We start from the raw sequence: 21929 nt of genomic DNA, 5'->3' as shown, positions 1-21929 counted from the left end.
GCGCGTTCCCTCCCACGCTCCATCACCATGCAGAAGCCGCCGAAGATTCCGGAATCCGTACTCGTCGTCATCCATACGCCGCAACTGGAGGTCCTGATCATCGAACGCGCCGACCGGCCGGGTTTCTGGCAGTCGGTCACCGGCTCGAAAGATCGCCCGGACGAGCCGTTCGCCGAAACCGCCGTGCGCGAGGTGGGCGAGGAGACGGGTATTGCTGTCGGCACGGTGGGCGTTCCGCAGGCGGCACTGCTCGACTGGCATCACGAGATCGAGTACGAAATCTATCCCGTGTGGCGCCATCGCTATGCGCCCGGCGTCACGCGCAACACCGAGCACTGGTTCAGCCTGGAAGTGCCCACGGGCACAGCCGTCACGCTCGCGCCGCGCGAGCATACGGCTTATGTGTGGCTGCCCTACGAGCAGGCGGCGGCGAAGTGCTTCTCGTGGTCGAACCGCGAGGCCATTCGGCAGTTGCCCATGCGGCTGCATGAAGCGCGCGAGGGGCGCGGGTGAGTGCAAGATGAGCGAAACCAGTACCGATCCCGGCATTGAATCGCAGCGCGTGGTGAGGCTGCGCGAGGCGTTGCTTGGCCGGCGCTATCGTTCGCGCTATCGCTTCACGAGCGGCAACGACGTGCGTCTGTTCGGCTCGAGCGCCGATCTGTTCGGCGCGATGATCGAACGCATCGACGCCGCCGAGCGCGACGTCGCGCTCGAAACCTATATCTTCTGCGAAGACGACATCGGCCGCGCGCTCTCCGATGCGCTCGTGCGCGCGGCGGCGCGTGGCGTGCGCGTGCGCGTGATCACCGATGGCATCGGCTCGCCGCGCATCGCGCTCTTCGAGGCCTGGCCGGGCGCGGGGTTGGAGCACCGCGTCTACAACCCGCATATCTTCGGGCGCTTCGGCTTTTCGCGCACGCACCGCAAGCTCGCCGTGATCGACGATCAGTTCGCCTTTTGCGGCGGCATCAACGTGATCGACGATTTCGAACAGGACGGCCACAGGCTGCCGTATGCGCGCTGGGATTTCGCCGTTGAGCTGCACGGTCCCGTGGTCGTGGACGTGCGTCTCGCGATCGAGCAGCAGTGGCGGCGTATCCGGCTCGGCTACCGGCCGCCGCTGCCCCAGCAGGTCTCGCCCGGCGTGCCCGCGAGCGCGGGCTTCATGTCGCCGCATCCCACCGGCCACACGGTGGGGCGCCCCACGCAGATGGTCGACGATGCGCTGCGCGCGCTTGCGCCCACCGTGCGCTCGCCTCGGGCGAAGCGCTTCTTCACGCGTCTGCGCGAGCGCCTTCGCGCGAGCGTGCGCGATCCGCGCGCGGCGCAGGTGCCCTGCGTGGCGTTCGTCGCGCGCGACAACGTGGTGAACCGGCGCGCCATCGAAAAAGCTTATCTCGATGCCATCGGCGAGGCGCGCAAGGAAGTGCTGCTCGCCAATCCGTACTTCATGCCAGGCCGGCGGCTGCGCCGCGCGCTCGTGGGCGCCGCGGAACGCGGCGTGGCGGTCAGGCTTCTGGTCGGGCGAAAGGAATTCAAGGTGCTCGACTACGGGGTGCCGTTCCTCTATCACCAGCTCCTGAGTGCGGGCGTGCAGATTGCCGAGTATGAAAAAACGATGCTTCACGGCAAGGTGGCCGTCGTCGATTCGAGCTGGGGCACCGTGGGTTCCTCGAACCTCGATGCGCTCAGCCTCGTGCTCAACAACGAGGCCAACGTGCTGCTCGTGCAGCATCCGCAGATCGAACAGTTGCGCGGCGAGATCCTCGCCGCGTTCGGCGACGCGGCGCAGATCGACCGCGCGCGTTACGAGGCGCGGCCGTGGCACGTGCGCGCCGTGAACTGGCTCGCCTGGGCGTTCTACCGTGCGCTCATGAAGCTCATCACCGTGGGCGGCTACGACTAGAAACACAACGCTGCCATATGAACCCGCGCACGTGCAATCGAGAGAATGTCGGCTTGCGCGCGGCGCACGAACCCCGAAAATTAGAATACCGGTTAGAAACCGGTTTCTAATAAAGTCCTTGTTTCGCGGACGGCTGTCCTCAACAATAGTACGGCCGTTCGATTTAATTCAGGCCCAGATGTAAGCAGTTAATGAGCAGTTGACGGCGACATCGCGGCCACATCGTTACGGTAAAGAAAGCTATGCGAAAAGGCGAACAGACACGGGCCGCCATTCTGGATGCAGCACTCGACCTCGCAGGTCGCGATGGCCTTGAAGGCCTGACCATCGGCCTGCTCGCCGAGCGCATGCAGATGAGCAAGAGTGGCGTCTTCGCTCACTTCGGATCCCGGGAAGACCTGCAGGTCGAGGTGGTGCGCGAGTACCACCGTCGATTCGAGGAAGAAGTCTTCTTTCCAAGCTTGCGCGAGCCACGCGGTTTGCCGCGTCTGCGTGCGATGCTGTCGCGATGGTTCGAGAAGCGCATTCACGAAGTCACGACCGGCTGCATCTACATCAGCGGGGCCGTCGAGTACGACGACCGCGCGGACAGCCAGGTGCGCGAGACGCTGGTCGCAAGCGTGTCGATGTGGCGCGCGGCGCTCCTGAGGGCCATTTCGCAGGCAATCGAAGAAGGCCATTTGCGCAAGGAGACCGATCCCGCGCTGATGCTCTTCGAACTGTATAGCGTGACGCTCGGCCTGCATCATGACGGCCGCTTCCTGCATCTGCCGGACGCGGTCGAGCATACGTGGGCCGCGTTCGAGAGGCTGATTGTTTCGTATCAGAGCGAGACCCGGTAGCGCCCAGGCCGCAACATCGAAGTCGCGGCGGCGCGCGAGGGACCCGAAGCTCAAATTTTGGAGAGAAGACATGGGACAGTACACCGCGCCGCTGCGCGACATGCAGTTCGTCCTGCACGAACTGCTGAACGTGGAAGGCGAAGTGAAGCAGATGCCGAAGCACGCCGACCTCGACGCCGACACCATCAACCAGGTGCTCGAAGAAGCCGGCAAATTCTGCTCCGAGGTGCTGTTTCCGCTGAACCAGGTCGGCGACCGTGAGGGCTGCACCTACGCCGGCGACGGCGTCGTCACCACGCCGGCCGGTTTCAAGGAAGCGTACAAGCAGTATGTCGAGGCCGGCTGGCCGGCGCTCGGCTGCGATCCCGAATACGGCGGCCAGGGCCTGCCCGCGTTCGTGAACAACGCGCTCTACGAAATGCTGAACTCGGCGAATCAGGCGTGGACCATGTACCCGGGTCTCTCGCATGGCGCCTACGAGTGTCTGCATGCGCATGGCACGCCCGAACTCCAGAAGGCCTATCTGCCGAAGCTCGTTGAAGGCGTGTGGACCGGCACGATGTGCCTGACCGAGCCGCACTGCGGCACCGACCTCGGCATCCTGCGCACGAAGGCCGAGCCGAACGGCGACGGCTCGTACGCGATCACCGGCACGAAGATCTTCATCTCGAGCGGTGAGCACGACATGGCCGAGAACATCATCCACCTCGTGCTCGCGCGTCTGCCTGATGCGCCGCCGGGGACCAAGGGCATTTCGCTCTTCGTCGTGCCGAAGTTCATCCCCGCGGCAACCGGTGAGGTGGGCGAGCGCAACGGCATCCAGTGCGGCTCGATCGAGCACAAGATGGGCATTCACGGCAACGCGACCTGCGTGATGAATCTCGACGGCGCGAAGGGCTGGCTCGTCGGCGAGGCGAACAAGGGCTTGAACGCCATGTTCGTGATGATGAACGCGGCGCGTCTGGGCGTTGGCATGCAAGGCCTCGGCCTGACCGAAGTGGCGTACCAGAATTCGCTCGTGTATGCGAAGGAGCGTCTGCAGATGCGCGCGCTGACCGGTCCGAAGGCGCCCGAAAAGGCCGCTGACCCGATCATCGTGCATCCGGACGTGCGCCGCATGCTGCTCACGCAGAAGGCCTGGGCCGAAGGCGCGCGCGCCTTCACGTACTGGTCGGCGCTGCAGATCGACAAGGAACTCTCGCATGCCGACGAAAGCGAGCGCAAGGAAGCGGCCGACCTCGTCGCGCTGCTCACGCCGATCATCAAGGCCTTCCTTACCGACAACGCTTTCGAGAGCACCAACCTCGGCATGCAGGTGTTCGGCGGGCATGGCTTCATCTCCGAGTGGGGCATGGAGCAGTACGTGCGCGACGCGCGTATCAACCAGATCTACGAAGGCACGAACACGATCCAGTCGCTCGACCTGCTGGGCCGCAAGGTGCTGGGCGACATGGGCGCGAAGCTCAAGAAGTTCGGCAAGCTCGTGACCGGTTTCGTCGAAGCCGAAGGCATCAAGCCGGAAATGCAGGAGTTCGTGAATCCGCTCGCCGACATCGGCGACAAGATGCAGAAGCTCACGATGGAAATCGGCATGAAGGCGATGCAGAACCCGGACGAAGTGGGCGCGGCCGCGGTGCCGTACCTGCGCACGGCGGGCCACCTCGTGTTCGCATACTTCTGGGCACGCATGGCGCGCATCGCGCTCGACAAGGAAAGCTCGGGCGATCCGTTCTACAAGTCGAAGCTGGCCACGGCGCGTTTCTACTTCGCGAAGCTGCTGCCCGAAACGGCCACGTCGATCCGCCAGGCGCGCGCGGGTTCGAAGACGCTGATGGAAGTCGACGAAGCGCTGTTCTAAAAAGCCAACGGGGCGCGCGCCTTGCAAAGCCGTGCGCCCAGCCAACACGATGTCCACAGGCGGCCCACGTCGACACGCGCCGCCCTCACACCTCAATCCGCTCGACATTGCATACCCGCTGGAGGAACAACGTGAGCAACCTCAATATTCGCAAGGTGGCCGTGCTCGGCGCCGGCGTGATGGGCGCGCAGATCGCCGCGCACCTGATCAACGCCCGCGTGCCCGTGCTGCTGTTCGATCTGCCCGCGAAAGAAGGCCCGAAGAACGCTATCGCGCTGAAGGCGATCGAGACGCTCAAGAAGCTCTCGCCCGCGCCGTTCGGCGTGAAGGAAGACGCGCAATACATCACGCCCGCGAACTACGAAGACGACATCGAGAAGCTCGCGGAGTGCGACGTGGTGATCGAGGCGATCGCCGAGCGCATGGACTGGAAGCACGACCTCTACCAGAAGGTCTCGCCGCATATCGGCCCGAACGCGATTTTCGCGACCAATACCTCCGGCCTGTCGATCACCGAGCTCTCGCATGGCTTCGACGACGCATTGAAGGCGCGCTTTTGCGGCGTGCACTTCTTCAACCCGCCGCGCTACATGCACCTTGTCGAGCTGATCCCGACGGCGCACACGCAGCCCGAAATCCTCGACCAGCTCGAATCGTTCCTCACGAGCGTGGTGGGCAAGGGCGTCGTGCGCGCGAAGGACACGCCGAACTTCATCGCAAACCGCGTGGGCGTGTTCTCGATCCTCGCGGTGATCGCCGAGGCGAAGAAGTTCGGGCTGCGTTTCGACGAAGTCGACGACCTCACGGGCTCGCGCCTTGGCCGTGCGAAGTCGGCGACGTTCCGCACGGCCGACGTCGTCGGTCTCGACACGATGGCGCACGTCATCAAGACGATGCAGGACAACCTGAAGGACGATCCGTTCTTCCCGGTCTACGAAACGCCGGCGGTGCTCGCGGGTCTCGTGGCGAAGGGCGCGCTCGGCCAGAAGACGGGCGGCGGCTTCTATCGCAAGGAAGGCAAGGCCATCAAGGTGCTCGACGCCAACACGGGCGAGTACGTCGACGGCGGCGGCAAGGCCGACGAACTGGTGGGCCGCATTCTCAAGCGCCCGCCTGCGGAACGCTTGAAGCTCCTGCGCGAAACGCAGCATCCGCAGGCGCAGTTCCTGTGGTCGATCTTCCGCGACGTGTTCCATTACATCGGCGTGCATCTGCAGTCGATTGCGGACAACGCGCGTGACGTCGATCTCGCGATCCGCTGGGGCTTCGGCTGGAACGAAGGTCCGTTCGAAGGCTGGCAGGCCGCGGGCTGGAAGCAGGTCGCCGAGTGGGTGAAGGAGGACATCGACGCGGGCAAGGCGCTGTCGAATGCGCCGCTGCCCGCCTGGGTGTTCGAAGGCCCGGTCGCGGCGAACGGCGGCGTGCACGGCGCGGAAGGGTCGTGGTCGCCCGCTGAGGCGCGCTTCGTGCCGCGCTCGACTCTGCCGGTGTACGAGCGCCAGGTGTTCCGTGCTGCGCTGTTCGGCGAAACGAGCGCACGCGATCCGAGGACCTATGGCAAGACGCTGTTCGAGAACGACAACCTGCGCGCCTGGGTGGACGACCGCGCGGGCGAGGACGACGTCGTCATCGTCTCGTACAAGAGCAAGATGAACACGATGGGCCCGGGCCTGCTCGACTCCCTCGTGAAGGCCATCGACATCGCGGAAGAGGGCTACAAGGGCCTCGTGATCTGGCAACCGACGTCGCTCAAGCTCGGCGCGCCGGGCGGCCCGTTCTCGGCTGGCGCGAACCTCGAAGAGGCATTGCCCGCGTTCATGATGGGCGGGGCGAAGGGCATCGAGCCGTTCGTGAAGAAGTTCCAGGACACGATGCTGCGCGTGAAGTACGCGAACGTGCCGGTGATCACGGCGGTGTCGGGCATCGCGCTCGGCGGCGGCTGCGAAATCATGCTGCAAAGCGCGAAGCGCGTGGCGCACGTCGAGAGCTATGTCGGCCTCGTGGAAGTGGGTGTGGGTCTCGTACCCGCGGGCGGCGGCCTGAAGGAAGCGGCAATCCGGGCGGCCGAAGGCGCGCAGGCGATCGGCGCTGTGCCGAGCGATCTGCTGCGGTTCCTGCAAAAGTCGTTCGAGAACGCCGCGATGGCGAAGGTCTCGGGCTCGGCGCACGAAGCGCGTGCGATGGGCTACCTGAAGCCTTCGGACACGATCGTCTTCAACGTGTTCGAACTGCTCGACACGGCGAAGAAGGAAGCGCGTGCGCTGAGCGCCGCGGGCTACCGTGCGCCGCTGCGCGCCACGCAGATTCCGGTGGCGGGCCGCTCGGCGATCTCGACCATCAAGGCATCGCTCGTGAACATGCGCGACGGCCGCTTCATCAGCGATCACGACTTCCTGATCGCAAGCCGCATCGCGCAAGCGGTGTGCGGCGGCGACGTCGAGGCGGGCAGTCTCGTCGACGAAGAATGGCTGCTCACGCTCGAGCGCCGCGCCTTCGTCGATCTGCTCGGCACGCAGAAGACGCAGGAACGCATCATGGGCATGCTGCAAACCGGCAAGCCGGTGCGCAACTAAGCGGCACGACGCACACCGATACTGGAGCAAGAGATGAGCAAACAATTGCAGGACGCGTACATCGTCGCCGCGAGCCGCACCCCCATCGGCAAGGCGCCGCGCGGCGTGTTCAGGAACACCCGCCCGGACGAGCTGCTGGTTCACGCGATCAAGTCGGCCGTGGCGCAGGTGCCCGGCCTCGACACGAGCGTGATCGAAGACGCCATCGTCGGCTGCGCGATTCCGGAAGCCGAGCAGGGTCTGAACGTGGCGCGTATCGGCGCACTGCTCGCGGGTCTGCCGCAAAGCGTGGGCGGCGTGACCGTCAACCGCTTCTGCGCGTCGGGCCTCACGGCGCTCGCCATGGCCGCCGACCGCATCCGCGTGGGCGAAGCCGACGCGATGATCGCAGGCGGCTGCGAGTCGATGAGCATGGTGCCGATGATGGGCAACAAGCCGTCGCTCTCGCCGCACATCTTCGATCGCAGCGAAGACATCGGCATCGCCTACGGTATGGGCCTGACCGCCGAGAAAGTCGCGGAGCGCTGGAAGGTGAGCCGCGAAGCGCAGGACGCGTTCTCGGTCGAATCGCACCGCCGCGCGCTCGCCGCGCAGCAGGCGGGCGAGTTCAAGGACGAAATCGCGCCGTACACGATCGTCGAGCGTTCCCCGGATCTCGCTTCGGGTGAAGTGAACGTGAAGGAGCGCCTGATCGAGCTGGACGAAGGCCCGCGTGCCGATACGACGCCCGAAGGCCTCGCGAAGCTGCGCGCCGTGTTCGCGAACAAGGGTTCGGTCACGGCCGGCAACAGCTCGCAGACCTCGGATGGCGCGGGCGCGCTGATCGTCGTCTCCGAAAAGATCCTCAAGCAGTTCAACCTCACGCCGCTCGCGCGTTTCGTGAGCTTCGCGGTGCGCGGCGTGCCGCCGGAGATCATGGGCATCGGCCCGAAGGAAGCGATTCCGGCGGCGCTGAAGGCTGCGGGCCTGAAGCAGGACGACCTCGACTGGATCGAGCTGAACGAGGCGTTCGCCGCGCAGTCGCTGGCGGTGATCCAGGACCTCGGCCTCGATCCTGCGAAGATCAACCCGCTCGGCGGCGCGATTGCGCTGGGGCACCCGCTCGGCGCGACGGGCGCGATCCGCGCCTCGACTGTCGTGCACGGCCTGCGCCGCCGCAACTACAAGTACGGCATGGTGACGATGTGCGTCGGCACCGGCATGGGTGCGGCGGGCATCATCGAGCGGCTGTAAGCGTTCGTCCGTTTAACGCATTGGCGATATCGACACGGTTCGCAGACTTCGCGGTCTGCGGACCGTTTTTCGTATCACGATTGGCAGGCGAGGAGACAGGTAAATGAGCAACGAAATCCTGGTCGCACACGAAAACGGTGTGCTCACGATCACCATCGACCGGCCCGCGCGCAAGAACGCGCTCACGCCCGCGATGTATCAGGCAATGGCCGACGCGCTCAGCGGCGCAAACCAGGACGCCTCGGTGCGCGCGGTGCTGCTGCGCGGCCACGCCGAGATCTTCACGGCCGGCAACGACATCGAAGACTTTCTGAAGGCGCCGCCCGCAGGTGCCGATTCGCCGGTGATCCGCTTTCTCGACGCCATCGCGGCTTTCGAGAAGCCGCTTGTCGCCGCGGTGAAAGGGCCGGCGATCGGCGTGGGTACGACGCTGCTGCTGCATTGCGACATGGTCTATGCGGCCGACAACGCGCGTTTCGCCATGCCGTTCGCGCAACTCGGGCTGTGCCCCGAAGCGGCTTCGTCGCTGCTGCTGCCGCGCATTGCGGGCTACCAGGGCGCGGCGGAAACGCTGCTGCTCGGCGAGACCTTCGACGCGGCGCAGGCGCATCGCATGGGCTTCGTGAACCGCGTGCTGCCGGCAGCCGAACTCGACGCGTTCGTCAGCGGCCAACTGGCGAAGCTCGTGGCGCTGCCCGCGTCGTCGCTGCGCGTGACGAAGTCGCTCATGAAGCGCGCGCAGACTCACGAGATCAAGACGCGCATGAGCGAAGAGTTCGTGCACTTCGGCAAGATGCTGCTCGCACCCGAAGCCCGCGAGGCGTTCACGGCTTTCCTCGAAAAGCGCAAAGCGGATTTCCGGCAGTTCGATTAAGGCGTAAGTGGTGCGTCAGGCCGTTTCGTAATCGACGAACCCGGACTCGCGGCAAAAGCTCACGAGCCGCAGTCCGGCGCGCTTTGCGATGGCGATGGCAAGCGAGGAGGGCGCCGAAATCGTCGCGACCATCGGAATGCCCACGCGCGCGGCCTTGCGCACCAGTTCGTAGCTCGCGCGGCTCGAGAGGAAGACGAACCCCTGCTGCGTGTCGGCGCGCTCCATCACGAGTTGGCCGATGAGCTTGTCGAGCGCGTTGTGGCGGCCCACGTCCTCGAAGGCGCGCAGGATCGCGCCGTGTTCGTCGCACCACGCGGCCGCGTGCAGGCCTCCGGTGAGCTTCGTGAGCGCCTGATGCTGCGGCAGTTCGCGTGCGGCGCGCGCGATGGCGTCGGGCGCGAGGCGCGCAGCGAAGCCCGTATCGGGCACCGGCTCGGGTTCGAGATCGAGCAGGTCGATGCTCTCGATGCCGCACACGCCGCAGCCGCTGCGTCCGGCGAGTGCGCGGCGCCTTTCCTTGAGTTCGACGAACGCCTGCTGCACCACGGTCAAGTGGACTTCGGCATGCGGCAGATCCGACTCTGCATGCCAGTACACCTCGATATCCTGAATATCGGCGTTGCGCCCGACGATGCCTTCGGAGATCGCGAAGCCCACGGCGAACGCTTCCAGGTCGCGCGGCGTGCACATCATGACCGCGTGCGAAATGCCGTTGAAGACGAGCGCGACGGGCCATTCCTGGCCCACGTGGTCCTCACGCGTTTGCACGGCGCCGCCGCGGTGCCGATGCACGCGCAATTCGATGGCGCCAGGCTGGCCTTCGGTTTCGAGGGGATTCGTCGTCGTGATCGGCGGCCGGTTTGCGGTGCTCATTGGCGTGCGGGTTGGGGTGCGGGTTGGGGTGATCGAGCGCGAAGCTCCATCAGTTCTTGTGCGGCGCGGCACCGCAGCGCCGCCGGGGGACGGCGGGGCCGCGCCGCGCGCGGAAGGTTCTAAAATACCTCAAGCGGGCCGCCCGCGCTTGTCTGCGCCTTTGCCCGCCTCGCGAGGATACCGTCATGGCATTGAACGAAGCTCCGCTGCTTTTCCGGTTCGAGGTCGACTCGTCGGAAAACCTCACCTACATCCCGATGTGCGTGCGCTTCAATCTGGATCGCTTTGGTCTGCGCATCTCTCTCTCGCAATGGCAGTTGCTGCCCTACGAGGACCGCCGGCTGCTGGCGTGTTTCCCGGTGGACGAGGACACGCAAATCGAGCCCAATTTCGACCACGCGCTCTTCGAGATGATGCGCACGCACGCGAACGTCGAACCCGAATGGTTCGCGCCCGAGGAGGCGCCGGCCTGGCGCGACTTGAACGCGGTGCCGGGCGGCATTGCGCTGCAGTCCGAGCTTGCCAGCCTGCAAGCGCCCGGCGTGGAAGACTGGGCGCAGCTCAACCCGTTCCAGCGCTACGTGCTCGCGAAGCTCGCGCGCAAACCCGAAAGCAATCACGACTTCGCACCGGCGATGCACGAGTTCGGGCTGGCGGTGCCGCGGTAACGGTTTCCTGCTGTTTCCCAGCTGTTTCCCAGCTGGATCCCGCCGCTCCCGCCGCTCCCGCGCGCCACGATGCATCGCCGATCCAAACCCGATTCCCGCCACGCGCGGCTGCCGGACGCCGCCACGGCTCGTTTTCCGCTTCTTCCTCCCCATTTACCCTCAAGGACCCAGCCGGCCCTGCCGTTATTTCGGGTTGGCGCGTCAGGCGCCGACCGGTCGCGCGCAGTCGTGACCCATCATCCCGCGCTTACGGCGTGGGCGCGAACGACGCTCGGCATTCATGAACCTTCTTTTTTCGAAGCGCCAACTCATCAATCTGGTCGTCGTCGCGGCGGCCGTTGGCGCGAACGCTTTTGTCGCGTGGACGCAGATCGACGGTCAGCGCGAGATCGACCGGCGCGCGAGCCAGGCGGCGGCGATCCACCACGACCTCGACCGCTATCGCGATGCGCTTGGCAGCGGCGTGAGCGCGCTGGGCCGTTTCGCGGTGCAGGGCCGGCCGGAATCAGCCGCCGCGCACGAGGCGCGCACCGCCTTGTTCGACGAAACCGCCCGCGCGCTGCGCGCGGAACTGGCCGGCAACGCAGACCTCGCCGCCCGTTTCGACGCGCTGGCGGCGCAGGGCGCCGCGATTGCGGGCGAGATCGACGTGACGCTTGCGCGCGCCGAGCAGCGCGTTGCCGACGAGCGCGGGCAGGTTGCCGTGGCGGCGGGGGCGAGCAGGACCGCGGCGGCGCAGGCTGGCCCGGCCGACGGTGCGGCCAGCCAGCAATTCGGTACGGCAACGCCCGCGAACGCCGCGCGCTCGCCCGCCGCGCCGTGGGGGGCGAGCGAGGCGCTCGCCCGCGACGCCGCCGCCGCGAAGACGATTCCAAACGGGAGCGCCGACACGCGAACGGCCGGTCATGTCGTGACCGGCACGGTCTTGCCGCTGCGGCCGGCGGCGGATGAGGCGGCGAGCGCCGTGACGCTGGATACGCTAACCGTGGCGCCGGCTGTCGGGAACGGCGCGGCGGACGGTGCCCAGAACCCCGTCACGGCGACCGCTGCACTGCCCGACCCGGCGGCGCCGTCGGCCGCCACTGCCGCGTGGCTCGCCGGCGAATACATCCGCATCGACGATCTCGTGGACCAGATCGACGGGCAGCTCGCGTCGCTGCAACGCGCCGAGGAACTGGCGCTTGCCGCCGCGCTCGCCGACTCGACGCGCTCGGGCGGCCGCGCGTTGTGGCTGCTGATCGTCACGATGCTCGCGGGCGCGACGCTCCTCATCTACACATTCGGCGCGCGCGAGAGCGCCGCTCGCGAAAAGCTGCGCGCCGTGAGCGGCATGCGCCTGCGCAGCGAGCGCTTTCAGGGCCTTTTCGACGCGCATCCGGTGCCGATGTACGTGTTCGACCGCGAGACGCTGCGCTTTCTCGCCGTGAACACTGCCGCGATCCAGCAGTACGGCTACAGCGAGGAAGCGTTCCTCGCGATGACGATCCGCGATATCCGTCCCGCCGAGGACGTCTCGCGGCTCGAGCAGCACCTCGCGCGCTCGGACCTGCTCACGCGGAACGTGCGCACGATGGCCGGCATCTGGCGCCATCGCCGCCGCGACGGCTCGATCATCAGCGCCGACATCTCGCACCACTCGCTCACCTTCCTCGGCCGCGACGCCGTGTTCGTGCTCGCCGACGACGTCACCGAGCAGATCAAGGCCGAAGCGGAGGCGCAGCGCTCGAACCAGATGCTCGAGTCGGTGATCGACAACATTCCGCAGCGCATCTTCTGGAAGGACGCGCAGTCGCGCTATCTCGGCTGCAACATGACCTTCGCGCGCGACGCGGGCCTCGCGTACCCCGAGCAGATCATCGGCAAGTCCGACGACGACCTGCCGTGGCGCGCCTACGCCGACGGCATGCGCGAACAGGACCGCGAAGTGATCGAGTCGGGGCTGCCGCGCATCAACTACGAGGACAACCACACGATAGACGGTCTGCACCGCACGACGCTCACGAGCAAGCTGCCGCTGCTCGACGGCGACGGCCGCGTGATCGGCGTGCTCGGCTCGTACTCGGACACGACCGAAAGCAAGCGCGCCGACCTCGCGCTGCGCCTGCAAAGCCGCGCGCTCGACGCCTGCGTGAACGCCATTCTGATCACCGCGCCGGGCCCCGGCGGCAGCAACCTGATCGAATACGCGAATCCGGCGTTTCGCCGCATCACGGGCTTCGATCCGGCCGAGGTGATCGGCCAGGACTGCCGCTTCCTGCAGCGAGACGACCGCGATCAGGACGGACTTATCGCGGTGCGCAAGGCGCTGCTGTCCAATCGCGAAGTGAGCGCCGTGCTGCGCAACTACCGCAAGGACGGCGCGCTCTTCTGGAACCAGCTGCTGATCGCGCCGGTCCCCGATCTCGATGGCCGCATCACGCATCACATCGGCATCATCAACGACGTGACCGAGCTGATCCGCTACCAGGAGCAGCTCGAATACCAGGCGAACTACGACAGCCTCACGCTGCTGCCCAACCGCAACCTCCTGCGCGACCGTCTCCAGCACGCACTGCTCGCGGCGCAGCGGCACGACACGGGCGTGGCGGTGGTGTTCATCGACCTCGACGGCTTCAAGAACGTCAACGACAGTCTCGGCCACAGCGTGGGCGACCGGCTGCTGGGCGTGGTGGCCGAGCGGCTCCAGCGCTGCACGCGCACGACCGACACGGTCGCGCGCCACGGCGGCGACGAGTTCGTGATCGTGCTTACCGACACCATCGACGAGAAGTCGCTGATCGGCTGGATGGAGCGGGCGCGCTCGCTGATCTCGGAGCCGGTGTGGATCGACGGTACCGAGCTGTATGTGGGCTGCAGCATGGGCGCGAGCGTCTACCCGCAGGACGGCAGCGACGCCGAAACGCTCATGAAGAAGGCGGACGTCGCGATGTACCGCGCGAAGGACATGGGCCGCAACACGTTCCAGTTCTTCGAGCCCGAAATGAACGCGAATGTGGGCGCGCGGTTGAATCTCGAGCGGCGCCTGCGCCGCGCGCTGCGCGACGGCGAGTTCCTGCTGCACTACCAGCCGCAGGTGGAGATCGAGGGCGGGCGCATCATCGGCATGGAGGCGCTCGTGCGCTGGCGCGATCCGGAGGTTGGGCTCGTCTCGCCTGCGCAGTTCATTCCCGTGGCCGAGGAGAGCGGCCTGATCGGCCCGCTTTCCGACTGGGTGCTGCGCGAGGCCTGCCGGCAGAATCGCGCATGGCAGCTAGCGGGGCTGCCGCCGGTGCGCGTGTCCGTGAACTTCTCGGCGAAGACGTTCCACCAGCGCGACATTGCGCAACTGGTGAAGGACGTGCTGCACGAAACCGGGCTGCAAGCCTGCTGGCTCGAAATCGAGCTGACCGAGAGCACGCTCATGCGAAATGCCGAAGAAGCCGTGTCGATGTTGAACGAGCTGCACGCGCTCGGCATCGGCATTGCCATCGACGACTTCGGCACCGGCTATTCGAGCCTGAGCTACCTGAAACGCCTGCCCGTGGACCGGCTCAAGATCGACCGCTCGTTCGTGGCCGACATCGGCACGAGCAGCGACGACGAAACGATCACGGCGGCGATCATCGCGCTTGCGCACGAGCTGCAGTTGCAGGTGATCGCGGAAGGGGTGGAGACTTCGGCGCAGTTCGCCTTCCTGCGCGAGCGCGCGTGCGACGAGCTGCAAGGCTACTTTTTCGCGCCGCCGCTGCCCGGCGACGAGGCCGCGGCGCTGTTGCGCGCGAGCGCAACCTGCGAGGAAGCGCCCGGACTCGCGTGGACGGGCTGAGCCCGGCGCCATGGCCGGGCGTTCGCGGTTGCTCCGGCCGTTGCCCTTATTCGATCGGCGGCAGCTGGCGCGGGCGGCGGTCCGCGCCGGTCGCGACATAGGTGAGCGTGGCTTCCGTCACCTTGACGACTTCCTCCTGGAGGCGCATGCGCTGCGCGTATACCTCGACCTCGACGGTCACCGAGGTGTTGCCGGTCTTGACGATCCCGGCGTAGAAACTCAGCAGGTCGCCCACGAACACCGGTTGCTTGAACACGAACGAGTTCACCGCGACGGTCGCGACGCGTCCGTTGGCGCGGCGACTCGCCGGAATCGAGCCGGCAATATCGACCTGGGCCATGATCCAGCCGCCGAAGACGTCGCCGTGAACGTTGGCGTCCGAAGGCTGCGGCACGACGCGCAGCGCAGGCGATTTTTGGGGGAGCGGGAAGGAGTCGGTCATCGGGCTTCCATTGAAAAGGGATCGAACGGCGCAAGGCGTCGCGGCGCGGGCCTGGGGCAGGCGGGGCGCGTCCGGCGTGGGGCGCTCAGCGGCGCGCGCCGCCTTCTGCGACAATACGTGGATCAGGAATTGTACGGGAAAGCATAAGGCGCGGCGGGCGGGTCGACTAGAGCCCTCCGCCTTCGCGAAACCCGTCGCCGACCGCCCCACATGACTCGCCGTGCCGTTTGCAGTGCGCGAGGCTGAGTTCACCGAACTGGCCTTCGCGCACCGCATGGCACGGGCATCTCGCCGCTTGCCCCATGCGCCGCTTTCCCGCTTCCAACGAACCCGCGCTGCCCGCCACCGGACCGCGCAACGACTGGCAGACGATCGTCTCGCTGCTGCCTTACCTCGCGGCCTACAGATGGCGCGTGGCGTTCGCGCTCACCTGTCTGATCGGCGCGAAGGTGGCCAACCTCGGCGTGCCGATCGTGATGAAGCACATCGTCGACGGCCTCGCCTCGGTGCGTCATCTCACGGCGCTCGGTCGTGCGGAGCACGCGCCCGGCATCGTGCTCGCCGGCGGCATCGGACTGCTCGTGGTGGCGTACGCCGTCGTGCGCCTGTCGACTTCGCTTTTCACCGAACTGCGCGAAATCCTCTTCTCGAAGGTGACCGAGAGCGCCGTGCGCCAGCTCGCGCTCAAGGTGTTCCGCCATCTGCACGCGCTCTCGCTGCGCTTTCACCTCGAGCGGCAGACGGGCGGCATGTCGCGCGACATCGAGCGCGGCACGCGCGGCATCACGCAGCTCATTTCGTACTCGCTCTACAGCATCCTGCCGACGCTCGTGGAAGTGGGCCTCGTGCTTGGCTTCTTCGTGGTGAAGTACGAGGCGTACTACGCGATCGTCACGCTCATCGCGCTCGTGGCGTACATCGTGTTCACGGTGAAGGTGACGGAGTGGCGCACGCATTTTCGCCGCACGATGAACGAGCTCGATTCGCGCGCCAACGCACGCGCGATCGATTCGCTCATCAACTACGAGACCGTGAAGTATTTCGGCAACGAAGAGTGGGAGACGAAGCGCTATGACGAAAACCTGCACCGGTACCGGCAGGCCGCAATCAAGTCGCAGCATTCGCTTTCCGCGCTCAACTTCGGGCAGCAGGCGATCATCGGCACCGGGCTCGTGTTCATCCTCTGGCGCGCCACGCAGGGCGTGATGGCGGGGCGGCTCACGCTCGGCGACCTCGTGCTCATCAACACCTTCATGCTGCAGCTCTATATTCCGCTGAATTTCCTCGGCGTGGTGTATCGCGAACTCAAGCAAAGCCTCACCGACATGGACCGCATGTTCACGCTGCTCACCGTCGAGCGTGAAGTGGCCGATGTGCCCGGCGCGCAGGCGCTCGCGGTGCGCGGCGGCGAGGTGCGCTTTGCGCACGTGAATTTCGCGTACGAGCCGTCGCGCCAGATTCTGCACGACCTGAGCTTCACGATCGCGGCGGGCACGACCACGGCCGTGGTGGGGCATAGCGGCTCGGGCAAATCCACGCTCGCGCGGCTCCTGTTCCGCTTTTACGATCTCGATCGAGCGAGCGGCGGAGCGATTACGATCGACGGCCAGGATATCCGCGATGTGACGCAGGATTCGTTGCGCGCCTCGATCGGCATCGTGCCGCAGGACACGGTGCTGTTCAACGACTCGATCTACTACAACATCGCCTATGGCCGGCCGACTGCGAGCCGCGAGGAAGTCATCGCGGCGGCGCGCGCGGCGCACATTCATGCGTTCATCGAGAGCCTGCCCAAGGGCTACGACACGCCCGTAGGCGAGCGCGGCCTGAAGCTTTCGGGCGGCGAGAAGCAGCGCGTGGCGATCGCGCGCACGCTGCTCAAGAATCCGCCGATCCTGCTGTTCGACGAAGCGACGTCAGCGCTCGATTCGCGCTCGGAGCGCGCCATCCAGCACGAGCTCGACCAGATCGCGCGCGAGCGCACGACGCTCGTGATCGCGCACCGGCTCTCGACGGTCGTGCACGCGCAGCAGATCATCGTGATGGATCACGGGCGCATTGTCGAGCGCGGCACGCATGCGCAATTGCTGCACGCGGGCGGACACTATGCGCAGATGTGGGCGCTTCAGCAGCAGAAGGCGGGCGAGGCGCCCCCGTCGCAACAGGGGCAGGTGCAGGGACAAGTGGAGTTGCCGGCAGCGGGCGGGAAGTAAAGCGCGCCGCGCCGCGTTTGCCCGGCGCGTTGCGTTGCCGGTTTCAGCCGTGGTGCGCGCCAGTCGGGTTGCGCAGCGCGGCGTCGAGTGCTTCGAGCTGCGCGGGCGTGCCGACGTTTTCCCATACGCCTTCGTATAGCTCGCCGCTCACGCGTCCTTGCGCGATCGCCTCGCGATAGTACGGCGTGAGCGCGCGCTTCGTGCCGGGCGCGAGATCGCGGAACATGCGCGTGTCATAGAGGCCGATATTGCCGAACGTGTAGCGCGGCGCGCCTTCGAGCGCGAGCCGGCCGTCCACGCCCAGCGCGAAGTCGCCCTTCGGGTGGAACGGCGGGTTCGGCACCATCACGAGATGCATGCCCGGCTGCGCTTGCGCCGCGAGTGCCCGCGCGTGCGTGTTCAGGCGCGCGAAATCGTAGGCGCTGTAGATGTCGCCGCTCACCGCGAGGAATACCTCGGGTGCGCCTGCCGACTCGATGAGCGGCAGCGCTTTGGCAATGCCGCCCGCCGTTTCGAGCGCATCGTGCTCGGGCGAATAGTGGAGCGTCACGCCAAAGCGCGCGCCGTCGCCGAGCGCGGCTTCGATCTGCGCGCCAAGCCACGCGTGATTGATGACGATGCGCGTGTAGCCCGCCGCCGCGAGCCGCTCGATCTGCCAGACGACGAGCGGTTTGCCGCCCACGGCGAGGAGCGGCTTCGGGCAGGCGTCGGTGAGCGGGCGCATGCGTTCGCCGCGTCCCGCGGCGAAGATCATGGCGGTGCGGCCGTGGCCCGCCCCGGCCGGCGTGTCGTTCGATTGGGTCATGACGGCCCGTTTCAGAAGGTGTAAGCGACTTCGACCGCGCTGCCCTGCAGCTCGTCGATGAGCCGCGCGAATGGCGCGAGCGGGCGGTAGCGGTGCGCGACCTTGCTCGCGTAGGCGAGAAAGCGCGGCAGGTCGGCCATGTAATGCGGTTTGGCGTCGCGATAGTTGATGCGGCAGAAGAGGCCGAGCACCTTGATGTGGCGCTGCAGGCCCATCCACTCGAGCTGGCGGTAGAACTCGCCGAAGTCGGCATCGACAGGCAGTCCTGCCTTCTTGGCGCGCTCCCAGTAGTGCGCGAAGCAGTCGAGCTCGAACGCCTCGTCCCAGCTCAGGAACGCGTCGCGCAGCAGCGAGACGACGTCGTAGGTGATCGGGCCGTGCACGGCGTCCTGGAAATCGAGCACGCCGGGGTTGGGCGTGGCGATCATCAGGTTGCGGGGCATGAAATCGCGCAGCATGAAGGTTTGCGGCTGCGCACGGGCGCTCGCCACGAGCAGGGCGAAGGTGCGATCGAGCACGCCGCGCGTGGCTTCGTCCACCGTGCGGCCCAGATGGCGCACCAGATACCACTCGGGCATCAGCTCCATCTCGCGGCGCATGAAGGCTTCGTCGAAGTCCGGCAGCACGCCCGGGCGCGAGCTGAGCTGCCAGCGGATCAGCGCGTCGATGGCGTCGCGCATCAGCTCGCGCGAGCGCGCGCCGGGGCCGGCTTCCTGCAGCGCTTTCAGGTAGGGCGCGGTGCCGAGATCGGTCACGAGCATGAAGCCCGCGTCGAAATCGGCTTCGAGCACGCGCGGCACGTGTACGCCGGCCGCTTCGAGCCACTGTGCGATCTGGGCGAATTCGCGGCTTTTTTCGGGCGGCGGGGCGTCAACGGCGATCAGCGTCGCGCCGTGCGCACCCGCACTCGCCAGGCGGAAATAGCGCCGAAAGCTCGCGTCGGCCGAGGCCGGGGCGAGTGTTGCGAGGTCGAGGGCGTACTGGCCGGCGTGGCAGCCGAGCCACGCGGTGAGCCGGTCGCGGCGCGGGTCGGTCTGCGAGGCGGCCTCTGAGGTGGCCTTGGAGGCGGCAGGGGAAGCGGCGGGAGAATGCGCGGCGGAAAAGGTCATGAAAGCCAGAGGCAAAATCAGTGGATCAACGTCTTGCCATATAATACCCCACGACTTTTTTGACGCGACTCGCGCCAAAGCCCGCATGACGGTTCGCTCGCCGCATTCATCGTCGCTCCAGGGTTCGATGAATTGTAATTAATTGTTTGCAGCCCGGCCTCGATCCGGTTCATCGGGAGGCGGGTGCCCAGGCGGGCCACCATCATGGAGAGGGCAGGCGGCCGGGCCGATTCGCCAAAACCATACATGCCGCCCAGACAGTTTTTCCAGACGATCTCCCCTAGTGACGACGGCGTGCCGGGCAAGCGGCGGCTCATCGCGGCACTCCTGGCCGTACCGGGTCTGGTGCCCGCGCTCGCGCACGCCCAGCTCTCGGGCGAGGCCGCGCAGCCCCAGCAGCTGGACGGCCCGTGGAGCCTGCGGCTCGCGCCGCAACTCGAGGATCATCCCAATGCGTCGGGCCAGCACCCGGCAACCTTCGTGCTCGGCGATTCGACGACCGGCACGGTGGACACCGACCTCGCCGTGAAAGGCGCCGCGGAGCTGCGCCAGGGTTCGAACGTGGTGAAGGGCGACGCCCTGCACTACGACCAGGACACCGACATGGCCAATGCCTACGGCAATGTCGTGGTGGTGCAGAACGGCACGACGTTCTCGGGGCCCGAGGCACATTTGAAGGTCGAGGCGAACGAGGGCTTCATGCCCGCGCCGAAGTACCATTTCACGCTGACGGGCGGCTCGGGCAGCGCCGCGCGCGCCGACCTGCTGGACAGCGAGCGCTCGGTGCTCACGACCGGCACCTACACCGCGTGCCACTGCTCGACCAATCCGGCCTGGTACATCAAGGGCAGCGAGTTCGATTTCGATACCGGCAGCGACGAAGGCGTCGCGCACAACGCCGTGCTGTTCTTCCAGGACGTGCCGATCTTCGCGAGCCCGTGGCTCTCGTTCCCGCTTTCGGGCGACCGCCGCAGCGGCCTGTTGCCGCCGACGTTCTCGGTCAGCTCGACGAACGGCTACGAAATCTCGCTGCCGTATTACTTCAACATCGCGCCGAACCGCGACTTCACGTTCACGCCCGAGATCATCTCGAAGCGCGGCGTGTTCCTGCAGGGCAACTACCGGTATCTCTCGACGAATTACTCGGGGTCGATCACCGGGACCTTCCTGCCGGACGACGCGATCACGAAGACGAACCGCTACGCGCTGTTCATCCAGCACAACCAGAACTTCGGCAACGGCTTCGGCGGTTACGTCTACTACAACAAGGTCTCGGACAATACCTATCCGTCCGACCTGTCGTCGCCGGCCAACCAGTTCCTGAACGGCACGCAGACGCTGTACCAGCAGGAAGCCGGCCTCACGTACAACAACGGGCCGTGGTCCGTGCTGGGCCGCTACCAGCACTGGCAGACGGTCGAGTCTTCGACGCCGCCGTATGGCCGCGAGCCGCAGTTGAACGTGAAGTACGCGAAGTACAACGTCGGCGGCTTCGACTACGGCATGGAAGCCGACTACTCGCGCTTCCGCATCACGGAAGACAACGCGACCGAAGGCGACCGCGTCGTCTTCAACCCGTACGTGTCGTACTCCCTGATGGGGCCGGGTTACTTCGTCACGCCGAAGGTGCAGTGGCACTTCGCGTCGTACAACCTGAGCAACATCGGCCCGGCGGGCACGACCTTCGGCTCGCCTGTCGGCACGCCGAAGAGCTTCACCGAATCGATCCCGACCTTCAGCTTCGACACGGGTCTCGTGTTCGACCGCTCGGTCCACCTGTTCGGCCAGGATTACATCCAGACCCTGGAACCGCGCCTGTACTACGTGTACACGCCGTATCGCAACCAGCAGTTCGCGCCCCTTTTCGATACCGCCGAGTCGGACTTCGGCCTCGCGGAAATCTTTACGCCGAACACCTTCGTCGGCAACGACCGCATTGCCGACGCGAACCGCATTACGGCCGCGCTCACCACGCGCTTCATCGACGCGGCTTCGGGCGACGAGCGCGCGCGCTTCGTGATCGCGCAGCAGTACTACTTCCAGGACCAGCGCGTCACGCTCAACCCGGGCGAGACCACGAGTCAGGCGACGCATTCGGACCTGATTGCGGGCGCCGCCCTGAAAATCGGAGCCGGTTTCGCTTCGGAAACGGCGTTCCAATATAATGCCGACAGCAACCAGCTCACCAAGGCGAGCGTCGGTTTCGGGTACAGCCCGGGAACGAGCCGCGTGTTGAACGTGGCCTACCGCTATACGCGCGCGAATACCACGCTCGACTTCCAGCCGATCAACCAGATTCTGATCTCGGCTCAGTGGCCGTTCTCGCACCGGGTGTACGCGGTGGGCCGCTTCAATTACGATCTGAACGGCCATCGGATCGTCGACGGCCTGGTCGGCATGCAGTACGACGCCGACTGCTGGGTGCTCGGGATCGGCCTGCAGCGTTACGCGAACGGCCTCAATACGTCGGGCGCGCCGAATTCGTCAACGCGGTTTCTCGCGCAGCTTACGCTCAAGGGACTATCGAACGTCGACAACGGGCTGGTGGCCGCGTTCAGGACGGCAGTGCCGGGGTACACGCAACTGCCGGGTCAGGCGCCGCCGGATTCACGCTTCACTGATTATCAATAACGCGTGATCCGGAGCGCATTGCCTTGCGCAAGGCGCGTCGGGGCAACGCGGTGTCGGTTGCATAGAGACGGGCGAAGCGTGCCCGCCAACATTG

The 21929-nt window shown here is 66.3% G+C and carries 16 protein-coding genes; 11 read left to right on the top strand and 5 right to left on the bottom strand.

All coding sequences use genetic code 11. From position 1 onward, the window contains the following. Nucleotides 1-27: 27 nt before the first annotated feature. From nudB to BHE01S_RS18380, 7 genes are all read left to right on the top strand, one after another. Nucleotides 28-513 (top strand): dihydroneopterin triphosphate diphosphatase, encoded by a 486-nt coding sequence (nudB, locus tag BHE01S_RS18410; protein WP_042266390.1) that lies wholly within the window; start codon nucleotides 28-30, stop codon nucleotides 511-513. 7 nt (nucleotides 514-520) lie between these two features. After that, nucleotides 521-1909: a phospholipase D-like domain-containing protein gene (locus BHE01S_RS18405; protein ID WP_042266453.1), complete on the top strand. Its 1389-nt coding sequence runs from the start codon at nucleotides 521-523 to the stop codon at nucleotides 1907-1909. A 242-nt stretch (nucleotides 1910-2151) separates the two neighbouring features. Then, nucleotides 2152-2751, top strand: a complete 600-nt coding sequence (locus BHE01S_RS18400) for a TetR/AcrR family transcriptional regulator (RefSeq protein WP_042266388.1) — start codon at nucleotides 2152-2154, stop codon at nucleotides 2749-2751. Between the two features lie 70 nt (nucleotides 2752-2821). After that, nucleotides 2822-4609, top strand: a complete 1788-nt coding sequence (locus BHE01S_RS18395) for an acyl-CoA dehydrogenase C-terminal domain-containing protein (RefSeq protein WP_042266387.1) — start codon at nucleotides 2822-2824, stop codon at nucleotides 4607-4609. A gap of 131 nt (nucleotides 4610-4740) precedes the next feature. Next, nucleotides 4741-7182, top strand: a complete 2442-nt coding sequence (locus BHE01S_RS18390; RefSeq protein WP_042266386.1) for a 3-hydroxyacyl-CoA dehydrogenase/enoyl-CoA hydratase family protein — start codon at nucleotides 4741-4743, stop codon at nucleotides 7180-7182. A gap of 33 nt (nucleotides 7183-7215) precedes the next feature. Beyond that, nucleotides 7216-8415: an acetyl-CoA C-acyltransferase gene (locus BHE01S_RS18385; protein WP_042266383.1), complete on the top strand. Its 1200-nt coding sequence runs from the start codon at nucleotides 7216-7218 to the stop codon at nucleotides 8413-8415. 103 nt (nucleotides 8416-8518) lie between these two features. Further along, entirely contained in the window at nucleotides 8519-9289 is a 771-nt protein-coding gene (locus tag BHE01S_RS18380) for an enoyl-CoA hydratase (RefSeq protein WP_042266382.1), read from the top strand. A 15-nt stretch (nucleotides 9290-9304) separates the two neighbouring features. On the opposite strand, the gene fdhD is transcribed toward BHE01S_RS18380, so the two are convergent. Beyond that, the gene (gene fdhD / locus BHE01S_RS18375) at nucleotides 9305-10162 is read right to left on the bottom strand and encodes a formate dehydrogenase accessory sulfurtransferase FdhD (protein WP_042266381.1); all 858 of its coding nucleotides are present in this window, start codon (nucleotides 10160-10162) and stop codon (nucleotides 9305-9307) included. Between the two features lie 185 nt (nucleotides 10163-10347). On the opposite strand from fdhD, the gene BHE01S_RS18370 reads away from it, so the two are divergent. Together BHE01S_RS18370 and BHE01S_RS18365 are read left to right on the top strand one after the other, a co-directional pair. Further along, nucleotides 10348-10830 carry a nitrate reductase associated protein gene (locus BHE01S_RS18370; RefSeq protein ID WP_042266378.1) on the top strand — a complete coding sequence of 161 codons (483 nt, stop codon included), beginning with the start codon at nucleotides 10348-10350 and terminating at the stop codon, nucleotides 10828-10830. 280 nt (nucleotides 10831-11110) lie between these two features. Further along, nucleotides 11111-14635, top strand: coding sequence for an EAL domain-containing protein (locus BHE01S_RS18365; RefSeq protein ID WP_084068979.1), 3525 nt, complete (start codon nucleotides 11111-11113; stop codon nucleotides 14633-14635). Between the two features lie 46 nt (nucleotides 14636-14681). On the opposite strand, the gene BHE01S_RS18360 is transcribed toward BHE01S_RS18365, so the two are convergent. Beyond that, entirely contained in the window at nucleotides 14682-15077 is a 396-nt protein-coding gene (locus BHE01S_RS18360; protein ID WP_042266376.1) for an acyl-CoA thioesterase, read from the bottom strand. A gap of 302 nt (nucleotides 15078-15379) precedes the next feature. On the opposite strand from BHE01S_RS18360, the gene BHE01S_RS18355 reads away from it, so the two are divergent. Next, a complete protein-coding gene (locus tag BHE01S_RS18355) occupies nucleotides 15380-17290 on the top strand; it encodes an ABCB family ABC transporter ATP-binding protein/permease (RefSeq protein ID WP_042266374.1) in 1911 nt (636 codons plus the stop codon). A 43-nt stretch (nucleotides 17291-17333) separates the two neighbouring features. Here the strand turns inward: BHE01S_RS18355 and murU are convergent, their stop codons facing one another. The 3 genes from murU to BHE01S_RS38430 form a co-directional block, all read right to left on the bottom strand. Continuing rightward, nucleotides 17334-18044: an N-acetylmuramate alpha-1-phosphate uridylyltransferase MurU gene (gene murU / locus BHE01S_RS18350; protein WP_042266451.1), complete on the bottom strand. Its 711-nt coding sequence runs from the start codon at nucleotides 18042-18044 to the stop codon at nucleotides 17334-17336. Nucleotides 18045-18106: 62 nt separating this feature from the next. Continuing rightward, on the bottom strand, nucleotides 18107-19282 hold the full coding sequence (locus BHE01S_RS18345; RefSeq protein WP_245639775.1) for an aminoglycoside phosphotransferase family protein: 1176 nt from the start codon (nucleotides 19280-19282) through the stop codon (nucleotides 18107-18109). Continuing rightward, on the bottom strand, nucleotides 19222-19521 hold the full coding sequence (locus BHE01S_RS38430; protein WP_167337692.1) for a hypothetical protein: 300 nt from the start codon (nucleotides 19519-19521) through the stop codon (nucleotides 19222-19224). Before BHE01S_RS38430 ends, BHE01S_RS18345 begins: the two co-directional genes overlap by 61 nt. Between BHE01S_RS38430 and BHE01S_RS18340 the strand changes: the two genes are divergently transcribed. Then, entirely contained in the window at nucleotides 19451-21835 is a 2385-nt protein-coding gene (locus BHE01S_RS18340; RefSeq protein WP_042266370.1) for an LPS-assembly protein LptD, read from the top strand. The two genes, BHE01S_RS38430 and BHE01S_RS18340, sit on opposite strands and share 71 nt — an antisense overlap. Nucleotides 21836-21929 lie beyond the last annotated feature (94 nt).

This window comes from Paraburkholderia heleia NBRC 101817, from assembly GCF_000739775.1.
Taxonomy (GTDB): Bacteria; Pseudomonadota; Gammaproteobacteria; order Burkholderiales; family Burkholderiaceae; genus Paraburkholderia; species Paraburkholderia heleia.
This window is presented reverse-complemented; position numbering and strand designations above follow the sequence as displayed.

Bases quoted from the DNA above. Each gene is read 5' to 3' on its own strand.
- nudB (WP_042266390.1), top strand. From the start codon at position 28: ATGCAGAAGCCGCCGAAGATTCCGGAATCCGTACTCGTCGTCATCCAT.
- BHE01S_RS18405 (WP_042266453.1), top strand. From the start codon at position 521: ATGAGCGAAACCAGTACCGATCCCGGCATTGAATCGCAGCGCGTGGTG.
- BHE01S_RS18400 (WP_042266388.1), top strand. From the start codon at position 2,152: ATGCGAAAAGGCGAACAGACACGGGCCGCCATTCTGGATGCAGCACTC.
- BHE01S_RS18395 (WP_042266387.1), top strand. From the start codon at position 2,822: ATGGGACAGTACACCGCGCCGCTGCGCGACATGCAGTTCGTCCTGCAC.
- BHE01S_RS18385 (WP_042266383.1), top strand. From the start codon at position 7,216: ATGAGCAAACAATTGCAGGACGCGTACATCGTCGCCGCGAGCCGCACC.
- BHE01S_RS18380 (WP_042266382.1), top strand. From the start codon at position 8,519: ATGAGCAACGAAATCCTGGTCGCACACGAAAACGGTGTGCTCACGATC.
- fdhD (WP_042266381.1), bottom strand. From the start codon at position 10,162: ATGAGCACCGCAAACCGGCCGCCGATCACGACGACGAATCCCCTCGAA.
- BHE01S_RS18370 (WP_042266378.1), top strand. From the start codon at position 10,348: ATGGCATTGAACGAAGCTCCGCTGCTTTTCCGGTTCGAGGTCGACTCG.
- BHE01S_RS18365 (WP_084068979.1), top strand. From the start codon at position 11,111: ATGAACCTTCTTTTTTCGAAGCGCCAACTCATCAATCTGGTCGTCGTC.
- BHE01S_RS18360 (WP_042266376.1), bottom strand. From the start codon at position 15,077: ATGACCGACTCCTTCCCGCTCCCCCAAAAATCGCCTGCGCTGCGCGTC.
- BHE01S_RS18355 (WP_042266374.1), top strand. From the start codon at position 15,380: ATGCGCCGCTTTCCCGCTTCCAACGAACCCGCGCTGCCCGCCACCGGA.
- murU (WP_042266451.1), bottom strand. From the start codon at position 18,044: ATGATCTTCGCCGCGGGACGCGGCGAACGCATGCGCCCGCTCACCGAC.
- BHE01S_RS18340 (WP_042266370.1), top strand. From the start codon at position 19,451: ATGCCGCCCAGACAGTTTTTCCAGACGATCTCCCCTAGTGACGACGGC.
- BHE01S_RS38430 (WP_167337692.1), bottom strand. From the start codon at position 19,521: ATGAGCCGCCGCTTGCCCGGCACGCCGTCGTCACTAGGGGAGATCGTC.